The 1,965-nt window shown below is 62.6% G+C and carries 2 protein-coding genes; both read right to left on the minus strand.

Annotated features, from left to right (window positions below):
- Positions 1–449 precede the first annotated feature (449 nt).
- Positions 450–1,262 carry a transglutaminase-like domain-containing protein gene (locus tag BM419_RS31535; protein WP_091928774.1) on the minus strand — a complete coding sequence of 271 codons (813 nt, stop codon included), beginning with the start codon at positions 1,260–1,262 and terminating at the stop codon, positions 450–452.
- A 240-nt stretch (positions 1,263–1,502) separates the two neighbouring features.
- Positions 1,503–1,965 (minus strand): TCP-1/cpn60 chaperonin family protein (locus BM419_RS31540; RefSeq protein ID WP_280141984.1); only part of this gene is annotated, 463 nt, incomplete at its 5' end.

Genomic DNA, 1,965 nt, shown 5'->3' on the forward strand with positions numbered 1-1,965 from the left:
CAACCGTGCCATCGCGATCCTCCTGCGCTGGAAACCTCAAACTCAGGAAGAAAACGCAAGCGACAGCAATTGGTTGTATGAGTTCCCTACCTAGCCCCCTAACTCATTGAGAAGATTCGCGCGCCAGTCTGAACAAAAATACGAACACTTATGTCATTGAGGTGGCACGATAATTTTTGAGGCTCTGCTGCTGCCCGTCACGCTGCTATCAGCGGTGGACCCTCTCCAAGCCGCAACGCAACTTCACAAACCGGACGTTCCGCAAGGCGCCCAAGTCGGCCATTCAACTTGTTTGAAGAACGCCCGACAAGCAGACATCAGTGCTGCATTTATCGACCTGCATCGAGGACGCGACACGAATTGGCGGTATCTTGGATGCGGCTTGATAGCTTTTGTAGTCAAACGGTCAACGGCTGCAAGCAGCCAACGCCTCATTCAGAAGTCCGCGGTTATATTGGAGGCGCTTCTTCCGTCGTCACGTGGAACGCGACGAGTTCGTTGGGGCCAAAGGTCAGCGTCAACGGGACATCCGCGGCGTCCCGACCATAGGCGATCAGAATCCGACCGATGCGTGAACTGTTGTTGCGCGGATCAAATGTGTGCCAGCGGCCCCCGAGAAAGACCTCCATCCAGGCGGCAAAATCGCCGGGCGCATGGGGCAGCGGCAGACCGATGTCGCTGACATATCCGTTGCAGTAGCGTGCCGGGATGTTGAGACACCGGCAGAACGCGATCGCCAGATGCGCATAATCACGGCAGACGCCCCGCTGCTCCTCGAATGCATCGAAGGCCGTCCGCGTTGCCCGCGCATGCTCGTATCCGAAGGTAATTCGATCATGGACGTAGTCGCAGATCGCCTGCACACGCCCCCAGCCCGGCGGCAGGTGGCCGAACAGATCCCAGGCGATCGATGACAGACGATCGGTCTCACAGTACCGACTGCCGAGGAGGAACAGCACCGTGTCCGACGGCAACGTCTCGATGGCGGTCTCCCCAGCGTTGAAGACCTCCGGGTCGCCGCCGCCGGGGTCCCGCACGATCGTGTCGGTCCGCAGCTTGAAGCGGCCAGCCGGGGCAACCATGCGGCTGCACCAGTTCCCAAAACTGTCACGGTAGCCCTGGACCGGTACAGCGGGGGTCGTGATTAAGTAGTCGGGTCGTTCGAGATCCGAGAAGCGCGATGCGTGGATGTTAAGCGTCGCGATGATGGGGGTGGGCTGCGGGAACTCGTAGGTCATCTCGCAGCCGACGAGAATGCGCATGTGCGTTGCCCTCAGACTTATTTCGGAATCGGCCGCCGCAGCCTCCCGCGACTTGAGCCGCCTCACCGCGCGAGACGCGGGCTTCGATTTCGATGATACAGCGCCGATAGACGGGAACGCCTCGATCCCGTGCACCCGCAGGACCGGAGCGGGGCCGGTCCCCTCATCCGGCCCACGTGAAGCGCCCCCGACGAGCCGGCATCCGGCTCATCGAGTATCACCCAGACTTGGTCGGGCAGATCAGAAGTCCATGCCGCCCATGCCACCACCGCTCGGCATCGGCGGGGCCTCCTTCCGCGGAGCCTCGGCGATCATGGCCTCGGTGGTCACCAGCAGGCCGGCGACCGAAGCCGCGCCCTGAATGGCCGCACGGACCACCTTGGCCGGATCGACGATGCCGGCCCGAAGCATATCAACATACGCTTCGGTCTGGGCGTCGAAGCCGAAGGTCGAGGAGGCATCAGCCAGGATCTTGCCGACCACGATCGAGCCCTCGACGCCCGCGTTCTGGGCGATCTGGCGGAGCGGGGCCTCAAGAGCCTTGAGGACGATCTTGATGCCGGCCTGCACGTCGGGGTTGTCGTTCGAAAGAGCCCGAACAGCTGCCGTGGCGCGCAGCAGCGCGGTGCCGCCGCCCGGGACGATGCCTTCCTCGACCGCCGCGCGGGTGGCGTTGAGGGCGTCGTCGACGCGGTCCTTCTTC

It is taken from the genome of Methylobacterium sp. yr668, from assembly GCF_900116245.1.
Lineage (GTDB): Bacteria > Pseudomonadota > Alphaproteobacteria > Rhizobiales > Beijerinckiaceae > Methylobacterium.